Origin of the sequence: Asticcacaulis biprosthecium C19, assembly GCF_000204015.1 — a bacterium.
Lineage (GTDB): Bacteria > Pseudomonadota > Alphaproteobacteria > Caulobacterales > Caulobacteraceae > Asticcacaulis > Asticcacaulis biprosthecius.
The window spans coordinates 222,206-231,374 of sequence record NZ_GL883077.1 but is presented as its reverse complement, the minus strand read 5'-3'; the positions used below and the strand labels follow the sequence as shown (position 1 = coordinate 231,374).

Genomic DNA, 9,169 nt, shown 5'->3' with positions numbered 1-9,169 from the left:
CTCCAGCCCAACCGCGCGGTCGCAACACCCTGGCTGTAGTCGGCTGAGGGAAGGTTCGAGTCATAGTTGCCCGATTCCAGTTCAACGGCGAAATAGCCGCGGCGGCCGACAGGCATCTCGACATTGGCGGACAGAACGCTGCGACGATCATGTCGAGGTTCCCCTATTGCCGGGAGGGCGCCGACATAGCTGCGGTCTTCAAATGCCCAGCTAAGTTGCGTCTCCAGTCGCGTCCGGCCCAGTGTCAGCTTCCTGACACCGCGCAGCTTCAAGCTTTGGCTATCATAGCTGAAGACATCGTCCGCGGCGTCCTCATGCGCGACCTTGAGGCCACCGCTGACATAGCTGTCGCTGCCCTTCAGGAAGACATAGCCGTCGACCGCGACTGCGTCATTGCGTCCGTCTCGGGTGGGACGGCCGCGGAAACTTTTGTCGGAATAGGTATAGCTGCCGCGGACCATAAAGGACTTGCCGAATCGGCGGCTGGCACTGGGGGAGATCTGGTTCATGGTCAGGAAGCTGTCACCGTCCACCCGTGCTTCGATGTGGCGGTAGGTCAATGATCCGTCCCAGCTACCGAAATCATGCCGCAGGTCCGCCGTGGCGATGTGGGTCTGGAGGTTGAACGCGTCATACTGCTGATACAGGGTTTGCGACAGGTGATAGCTGAACTTGGCGGTGGTACGGGCGCCCAGTGGCTTGCTGTATTCGACTTCGGCGTCCAGTTCAGCCGTGGTATCGCCGACGCGTGAGACCTGATCGATCTCGTCGATGGCGACATTGCTGTCATAGCCGATGCCGGCGGAAATCTCTGCCGACAGAGGACTGGGGCTTTCTGCCGCGAAAGCCGGACCGGCGAGGACGGCGAGAAACAGACAGGGCGCCCAGGCGCGTTTTTTTATGCAGGTCATGAAAAATCCCCTAAGATTTTGTCGTCTATGGCATTGGGTTTATAAAGCCGTTGCCGTAAACCGGATCGAAGCCGGGCTTGCCGAGATCGATGGCACGTTTGGCCAGGGCCTGAAGGATGTGTTCGTCTACTTCGGCGCCCGAATCGCTGGCCAGCAACAAGGTTGCGGCGACAAACGGGGCCGCCATACTGGTCCCGGTTGAGGCTTCCATCCCGCCTGAGGGTGTGACGTGAAGGACGTCAACACCCGGTGCTGCGAAATCCAGTTGCGGACCGCGGTTGGCCAACCGGAACACCAGATGCTGGCGGTTGGTTGCCGTCACCGCCACGACCTGATCATAGGCCGCAGGGTACAGGGGCTTGGCCGCCGGACCTTCGTTGCCGACAGCAGCGACGACGACGACGCCATGAGAGCGGGCGCGCCGTATCGCGTCTTCCAGAATGGCATTGCCAGGACCGGTCAGGCTCATATTGACGACGCCGACATGGTTGGCGGCCATCCAGTCCAATGCGCGGACCAGCCCGGCCGTGGTGGCGGTGGCCGGCCGGCCCGGCAGGTTTTCGAACACCGACGCGGCATACAGATGGGCATTGGGCACAAGCCCGTCATAACCCGGGCCGTGTCCGACCAGGATAGAGGCGACTGCGGTGCCATGGTCTTTCGGCCGCATATTCTGGCCGGTCACAAAATCGCGTTGCACGATGCTGCGCGAAGACAGGATCGGATCGGTCGTGGCGACGGCCGTGTCGATAAGTCCGATCGGCTTGGCGGTCTTGTCCGCGGCGCCAGGCAGCGGCAGGAGCTGTCGTGGCCGGTCGCCCGTCGTGGTCGCGCGATGACCGGCGACCTGAGGTGTATACAGATGGTTGTAGTCGACCGTCGCCCCGGGAGCGAGCTGCCGCAACCGCATCTGGGCTTCGTCAGCCGGCATCTGGCCGGGTGCGACTACACGGGCGACGACCTGTTGCAGCGAGTCGAGCGGATCGCGGGTCCTCAGCCGGAAGCCGGCGCTTTCGATGGCGGCGAGATCCGACGGCGAGCCCATGACCAGCCATTCGCCGCGCGCCACGGCGAAACCATCGGCATCGAAATCGACATCGACCAGATCGCGGCTGGCGCCGACGCGTGCAACAACACCCGCTTCATCGTCTGAAGTCTTGTCGTCCGCGTGCTCCGAGGAGGCGTCGTCGTCCGCGCTTTCATCAACGGCGGCCAGTTCGGTTTTTTCAGCCTCTTCCTGGTTGTCGCGCTGATCGTCGTAAGCCTGGTCGACGGAATCCCGCGCCCCGTCATAGCTGTTTTTCGCGGCATCAAGGGCGGCCTTGTAGGCATCTTCGATCTCGTCGCGTGGCATCACACCGGCCGCCAGGGCCTCATCTCTCAAACGTCGCGCGTCTTCCCGCGCCAGATCATAAATGGTCTTCGCCATCAGCAAGGATTCACGGTGCGCCGCATCCAGTTGCGCGTCGGCGCGGTCGAACCTGTCCTTGACGGCCTCCATGGCTTCGCTTCGCGAAGGTTTTCCGTGACCGCCACTGCCATCCGCCACTGCGTGACCGCGGTTGTGACTCTCCTGCGACGCGTGCCGGTCCCTGGTCTCATGATCGTCACTATCGTTGCCGTGCCGGCCATGGCGCTCTGAGTCGTCTTCGACGCGGCGGTCAATTACGTCGTCGGAACGGTGTTCGACCCGGTCTTCGATGTCGTCATTAACGCCGTCTTCGACATCGTTGTCGACCGTGTCACCAACACCGTCTTCGACGTCATCCTCGACGTCATCCTCGACGGATTGACCGACATCATCGTCAACCGACTGATCGACCTCGTCTTCGACCTGGTCTTCAACATCTTCCTCGACCTCCTTGTCGACATCGTCTTCGGTTTTGTCCTTGACCTCGTCCTCAACCTGGTCTTCGACATCATCCTCGATGTCATCATCAATCGATTGCATGAAGAAATAACCGCCGGCGCGGGATGAGGTGGCGGTAAGGCCGGCGCACAACGCAATGGCCACGGCCAGCAATCTCCAGCTGGCTCCCTTGCACGAGGCTAAACCCATGATGTGTCTCCACCGCCGAAAGACGTAAACCTGAACTTCATGAACCGTGTTGCATGAAGGAATCTATATCACCAGACGCATGACACGGTGATTTTATTCCCGGCATGGAATAAAAATTGTGCTGACAACGTCTACAGGATGAAAGCATGGCAGATGCCAGATTGCGGGCCGCGCTGCGAACCTTGCTCGGCGACCTTCGCCGCTTCGCCTACGGGTTAAGCGGGAACGGCGCCGACGCTGACGATCTGTTGCAGGCAACCGTCGTCAGATTGCTGGAAAAGGGCGTCCCAGACGACGCCGATATCCGGCGATGGGCTTTGCGGGTGTGCCGAAACCTGTGGATAGATATGATACGCGCAAAACGACCAAATGTGAGTTGGGATGAAGCTCCTGAAGCCGCTGATTCGGCCGTGGACGGCGAAACCGCGGCCATGGCGCGGATCGAGCTCAATCAGGTTCAAGCCGCAATTGCACAGTTGCCGCCGGACCAGCGCGAAGTCCTGTCCCTGGTGGCAGTGAACGGTCTGTCCTATCGTGAGGCAGCCGAAATCGCGGAGGTCCCAATCGGCACAATCATGAGCCGTCTGGCCCGGGCGCGTGGCGCCTTGGCGGAGCGCCTTGGCCAAGCCGGTGAACAGGCCGGGGATAAAGGCCAGGGGAAAAGGCCGGGGGGGAAAAGGATAGAGTCATGACCATTAGCGACGAAGTTCTGAACGCTTACCTGGATGGCGAACTGGAGGCCGGGGATATGGAGGCGGTCGATCGCGCCCTCGCCACGGATGAGACGGTGGTGGCGCGCCTTGCCGCTCTGGCTGAGGCCGACCGTGCCTACATCTCGGAACTGGCCGCGATCGATGCGCGTCCGCTGCCGTCAGGCCTGGACGACCTTCTGGCCGACCCGGTCCCGGAATCAGGTGCCCGTGTCCTCGCCTTTCCCGGCAAGGCCCGTTGGGACCGCCTGCGGCCGTACTTCGTTCCGACGGCCGCGGCAGCCTCGATTACCGCCATTATCGGCTTTGGCGTGGGTTTCGCCGTTGGGCCAGGCAGCGGTGCGGTCGCGGACCCCTTTACGGCACTCAGCCGCGGCACAACCCCTGTCATCGCTATGCTGGATGAACGCGAGAGCGGTCAAATCGTCGATATCGGTCACGGTATGTCGGCCCAGGTGCGCCTCACATTTCCCGCGGCAGATGGCAATCTGTGCCGCGAATTTGACGTTCAGTCGCCCAAGGCCGCTGCGGCCGGGATTGCCTGCCGCAGCGATAAGGGCTGGGACATTCGCCTGGCCGCCCGCCAGTCAGCGCCGGCCCAGGGCACGGGCTATGTGACCGCAGCGTCGGCGGATGATCCGGTGTTCGGCCGCGCTGTCGAGGCCCTCATGGCCGGAGATCCGTTGGACGGCGAAGCCGAGACTGCTGCAATCAAAAACGGCTGGCAAAAACCGCTGGTCGAAAAAAAATGATGACAGGCCGGGAATAAGGCGCGGTCGCCAAACGTCTACAGGACATACCCCCAGAAACAGGAGAGGATGGTATGCCCGATACGATTGGAGACGTCTTTGTCACCGCCGCCCCCGACCGCTTGCAGCAACGACTGCTGCTGGCCCGGCGTTCGTTCGTCACGCGCCGCGCCGATTTGGGTGAGGCCGTTCAGTTCGCGAAAGCGTCATCGCCCGTCGCCGGCGACCTCCTCCTCGCCCGGGTGGAAAGGATCGGTCAGCATCAGGCGCTCGAAAGCCCGCAGGGACGGCGCCAGCAGATGTACGAAGGTGATGAGATCGTTGTCGCCTTCGGCAACCGCTACGCCCCGGATCAGTTCGACGCCGTTGTGCCCGATAGCCTGGCGCCCTGCGATCTGGTCGCCGGCGGTGGCATTGCTGCCCGGGTTCGCGCCCGTCACGGCCGCATGAAGGCCGCCACCCGCATCGTTCCCATCGGTTTGCTGGGCGATCAGGCCGGGCGGGTCCTGAATGTCTCGCGCTTCGCCTTGCCGGTAGCCCAACCGGGTGCCGCTCCGGTGATCGTGGTCGTCGGAACCTCCATGAATGCCGGCAAGACCACGACGGCCGCCGGTCTCATCCGGGGCCTTAGCCGGGCCGGCCTGCGGGTCGGCGCAACCAAGATCACCGGCACCGGATCGGGCGGTGACCTGTGGTCGATGCGCGACGCCGGCGCCCGCACGGCCTTCGACTTTACCGACGCCGGTTTCGCGACCACAGCCGGGTGCGAACTGGAGCAACTGGTAACGGCGGCCAAGAGCCTGATCGCCCATGCCGGGACGGGCAATGACATCGTTATCGCCGAAATTGCCGATGGTCTGCTTCAGACCGAAACCCACGGCCTGCTGAAGTCGGCGGATTTCGCGCGCCATGTCCACGGCGTCGTCCTGGCGGCGGGGGATGCGATGGGCGCCGTCGCGGCCGCACGCTGGCTGCACGATCACCGCCTGCCGCTAAAGCTGATATCGGGCTGCCTGACCCAATCGCCCCTGGCGATGCGCGAGGCGGAAAGCGTCATCGGCCTGCCGGTCGCCACGCTGGAACAGTTGCGCGATCCGCTTCAGGCGCCAGAACTGTGCCTGCGCGCCTTCGAAGCGCTCGACATCGTCGCCTGACGAGGAGAAGGGCCATGCCCCCCCTGTTTTCCCCTCGCCGCCGGTGGCTGGCCGCTGCCATACTGGGTATCGGTCTGGGTCAGGCGGCCCTCGGCATACTGGGCGCCATGGCCCTGACCGAAATGTTGCGTGCCGTCGCGGCCAACACTGGCCTGGCGCCGGCACCGGCGATCGGGTTCGGCCTGATGGCCTGCCTTCTGGCCGGACTGGAATGGGTCAAACGCGTCGCGACCGAAGCCATGGGACTGGATGTCGCCCGCGACATCCGCCTGCATCTCCTGGAGGCACTCCTGCGGCAACAGCCGTTGTCGGCGGCCAGCCGCAGCCACGCCAGCACCATGTTGCCCTTCATGGGCGACCTGACGGCCCTGCGCCAATGGATATCCGACGGCGTAGCGCGGGGGATGGTGGCCGTGCTGATCATGGTCTGTCTCTCGGCCTGGATCGGCTTCCAGAGTCTTAGCCTGAGTTTGGTGGTGTTGGCGCCCATGTGTCTGGCGATGGTCGCGATGCTATGGATTTGCCGGCCGCTGCATGACAGCGCCCGCCGGCAACGCACCTTGCGCGGACAGTTGGCGACACTGATCGACGATCGGGTTCGTAACGCTATCACAGTGCGGGCGATGGGCGGCGAAGAGCGCGAGATGAAGCGCATGGCGCGACGCATCGACGGCTTTAACCGAATCTCGCTGCAACGTGCCGGTCACGTAGGCCGCCTGCGTTCAGCCTCGGCCCTTGGTGGCCAGGCCATCGTTCTGGCCGGTTTCGGCTATGGCGCCCTGCTGGTGCGTGGCGGTGAGATCGACCTGCACCACCTGGTCGGCCTGATGAGCCTGGCGGGTCTGATGGCCACCGCCCTCTCGGACGTTGCCCGCGCCGCGGAGCTGACGGTTCCCGGTCTTATCGCCTGGCAGCGTCTGCGCGGCCGCATGTCAGAACACGTGTCGTCAACGCAGCCGGCCGGTGGCAGGCGCCGCGCCGAGACCGGTCTGACGGTCGAAACGCTGATGACGGCGGGCACAACCCGGCCCTTCTCCGCCCGTGTCGGCAACGGTGAGGTGGTGCTTCTGGACGGTGGAAGCTCTGCCCAGAGAACCGGTCTGTTGCTTAGTCTCGCCGGATTGGCCGGGCCGGTGGCTGCACGGGTGCGCATGGACGGACGCCCCGTTCACGGTCTCAAGCCATCGCGACGTCGCAACCTGATCGGTATTGCCAGTCCTGCGGTCCCCCTGTTGCGGGCGGCGATGGCGACAAACCTGGCCTATCGCGTGCGTAGCCGGGCGCGCCCATCGGCGGAGGAACTCGCCCGCGATCTGGGACCGGTAACAGAGTCTGTGGCAAGCCTTGTCCGCGCCATGGCAGGTCGGCCGCGATTGCTGCTGCTGGATGGTGTCGACGCCGGTCTGACCGCCGACCAGCAAGAGGTCATGGTCGACTATCTGCGCCATTGGCCGGGCGTCGTGGTCATGACCGCCGCGACACGCGGCCTTGCGGATTGCGCCACCCGCCACTGGCGTCTCAGCGACGACGGGCTGGTTGAGGAAGCCCCGCCCGCCCCCACCCCCGTCACTGCCCCTGTTGTTCAACTTTTTCCCCATACCTGAGGACCTGATATGCGCCACGAACGCGACTGGCCGGTTTCGGAGGCTCTGCGCCCCGAACGTCTCTTTCACCACGCCGCCACCGCGGCCTCTTATTTCGGCTTTGTCCCGGCTGGGGCGGGGCCCGCGACACCGGTGGTGGTCTCCGTCCACGGCATCTCGCGCAACAGCGCCGAACACCTGTTCCGCCTCAGCGCGCTGGCACGAAGCGGCCGGTTTGCTCTGGTCGTGCCCGTCTTCGACAAGGCGACCTACGGCCAGTACCAGCAGGTCGTCGATCCCCGTAAGGCCGTCAGGGCCGATGAATCGCTGCTGGCCATGCTGAAGGACTTTTCCGGCCGGACGGGCATCAATACCGCCCGCGTCGTTCTGACCGGTTTCTCCGGCGGCGGCCAGTTCGCCCATCGCTTTGCCATGATGCATGCGGATCGCGTCGCGGCCTGTCTGCCCTGTTCCGCCGGCTGGTACAGCTTCCCGGATGCCGGCCTGGCCTTTCCGGCCGGCATCGGCACGCTGCCCCTTCATCCGCAATGGGATGCGGTCCCCATCCATGTCGTGGTCGGCGGTGACGATACCCGCCGCGACCCCAGCTTGAACACCACGCCCGCCATCGATGCGCAACAGGGCCGCCACCGCCTGACGCGGGCGCGGCGATGGACCCGGGCCTTGCAGCAATACCGCTCGGACCGGGCCGGGGCAGGCGGGGTGCACCTGACCGTGGCCGCCGATGTTGGCCACGACTTTGCCGACCTGGCCGCGACGGAGGCCTTCGCCTCTGCCTTGGGCGATGCCCTCACCACGCTGCAAGGATGAACCTTATGCGCCGCCTTAAAACCCTTCTCCTTGCCTCGATCGCCGGCCTGATCATCCCCGCAACCGCCGCCTTTCCCGCCACGCCATCAGATGACGACGGTCCGCCGGGCAGCGGCCGGTTCCGGATCCGGCCGGTTCTGCGCCTCAATCTGGATGCGGTATCGGTCACGCCGGACGACGGTGAAACCACGGTGCGCGGATCGATCCGCCGGCTGCGCGTCGGTGTGGCCGGGCGTGTCGGCGACAAGCTGCGCTACCGCGTCGAGCGTGAACTGAGCGGCGACGGCGGCTGGCGTAACGCCTATGTCGCCCTGCGCCCACATGCCGACTGGGAGGTTCGCGCTGGCAATATGATTGCCCCGGTGAGCCTGGAGGATATGCAGGGCGCGTCCGACCAATCCCTGGCGGAACGGTCCGTGGCCAATGCGCTGGCGCCGGGTTTCGCCACCGGGATTCAGGTGTCGCAATCGGGCCGTCGCCATACCGTGACGGTCGGCTATTTCGGGCCTGCTCTGCGCGACGAAGACGGCAGCGCGACCGCCGAAGGCTATGGCATCGCAGGCCGGGCGACCCGGCTGGTGGTCGACGGCGATCGCTGGAAGGTTCATGCCGGCGCCGGATTCGAACGCCGCAGCAATCGCGACGACGGCCGTGAACGGGTATCGGCGCGCGCCTCGGGACCCTATGGCCCGGTGGTGGTGCGGACGCCTGCCCTGAGTGACGTTCGGTCACGCACAACCGTCAGTCTGGAAGGCGCTGTCGTGCGCGGTCCCGTGGCGGTTCAGGCGCAATATGTCGTCACCGACTTGCAACGCCGCAGCGGACGAAACGTTCGTTATTCCGGCGGCTATGTCCAGGGTTCGTGGATGATCGATGGCGGCCGATACAGCTATGACCGCCGGCGCGGCATGCCGGAAACGGACCGCAACAAGGGACGCGGCTATGAGGTTTTGGGGCGCGTCAGCCAGGTCAACCTGAACAGCGGTGATGTCACCGGCGGACGCGCCGTGTCGGTCGAAATCGGCGGCGCCGTGCACCTGAACGACCGCCTCAGCCTGACCTCGACGGCAGGGGTGACGCGTTATCGCCCCGGCCGCTCCGGTGCGGAACAGACCGGTACCGTGTGGGTGACCCGGCTAAGCGCCCGATTCTAGAGCGGAATGAATTTAGCT

8 protein-coding genes are annotated in these 9,169 nt (G+C 64.7%); 6 read left to right on the top strand and 2 right to left on the bottom strand.

Annotation, left to right across the window (positions count from 1 at the left end):
- Positions 1-911, bottom strand: a 911-nt coding sequence (locus tag ABI_RS01435) for a surface lipoprotein assembly modifier (RefSeq protein ID WP_040308480.1), incomplete at its 3' end; no start/stop codon positions are given.
- A gap of 25 nt (positions 912-936) precedes the next feature.
- Positions 937-2,970, bottom strand: a complete 2,034-nt coding sequence (locus ABI_RS23330) for a S8 family serine peptidase (protein ID WP_157138670.1) — start codon at positions 2,968-2,970, stop codon at positions 937-939.
- 161 nt (positions 2,971-3,131) lie between these two features.
- Here ABI_RS23330 and ABI_RS01425 point away from each other — a divergent pair, with 161 nt between their 5' ends.
- From ABI_RS01425 to ABI_RS01400, 6 genes are all read left to right on the top strand, one after another.
- Positions 3,132-3,662 (top strand): RNA polymerase sigma factor, encoded by a 531-nt coding sequence (locus ABI_RS01425; protein WP_211211108.1) that lies wholly within the window; start codon positions 3,132-3,134, stop codon positions 3,660-3,662.
- Positions 3,659-4,432, top strand: a complete 774-nt coding sequence (locus tag ABI_RS01420) for an anti-sigma factor family protein (protein WP_006271020.1) — start codon at positions 3,659-3,661, stop codon at positions 4,430-4,432. The genes ABI_RS01425 and ABI_RS01420 overlap by 4 nt, the downstream gene beginning before the upstream one ends.
- Before the next feature lie 71 nt (positions 4,433-4,503).
- On the top strand, positions 4,504-5,583 hold the full coding sequence (locus tag ABI_RS01415; protein ID WP_006271019.1) for a DUF1611 domain-containing protein: 1,080 nt from the start codon (positions 4,504-4,506) through the stop codon (positions 5,581-5,583).
- A 14-nt stretch (positions 5,584-5,597) separates the two neighbouring features.
- Complete coding sequence (locus ABI_RS01410; protein WP_006271018.1) at positions 5,598-7,187, top strand: ABC transporter transmembrane domain-containing protein; 1,590 nt, start codon at positions 5,598-5,600, stop codon at positions 7,185-7,187.
- Between the two features lie 9 nt (positions 7,188-7,196).
- Entirely contained in the window at positions 7,197-7,997 is an 801-nt protein-coding gene (locus ABI_RS24825) for an alpha/beta hydrolase family protein (protein ID WP_006271017.1), read from the top strand.
- 5 nt (positions 7,998-8,002) lie between these two features.
- Positions 8,003-9,151: a porin gene (locus ABI_RS01400; RefSeq protein WP_040308479.1), complete on the top strand. Its 1,149-nt coding sequence runs from the start codon at positions 8,003-8,005 to the stop codon at positions 9,149-9,151.
- Positions 9,152-9,169: the final 18 nt, after the last annotated feature.